Raw genomic sequence first — 201 nt, forward strand, 5'->3', positions numbered from 1 at the left:
CTCCGTTACACTTTAGGAGGAGACCGCCCCAGTCAAACTGCCTACCATGCACTGTCCCCGACCCGGATTACGGGCCAAGGTTAGAACCTCAAACAAACCAGGGTGGTATTTCAAGGATGGCTCCACGGGAACTGGCGTCCCCGCTTCAAAGCCTCCCACCTATCCTACACAGATTGGTTCAAAGTCCAATGCAAAGCTACA

The 201-nt window shown here is 53.7% G+C and carries 1 rRNA gene; it reads right to left on the reverse strand.

What is annotated here, in order from left to right:
- Positions 1-201, reverse strand: a 23S ribosomal RNA gene (locus tag GM668_RS30485); the annotation flags it as partial.

The sequence above is a fragment of the Pseudoduganella ginsengisoli genome (assembly GCF_009720865.1).
Classification (GTDB): Bacteria; Pseudomonadota; Gammaproteobacteria; order Burkholderiales; family Burkholderiaceae_D; genus Rugamonas; species Rugamonas ginsengisoli.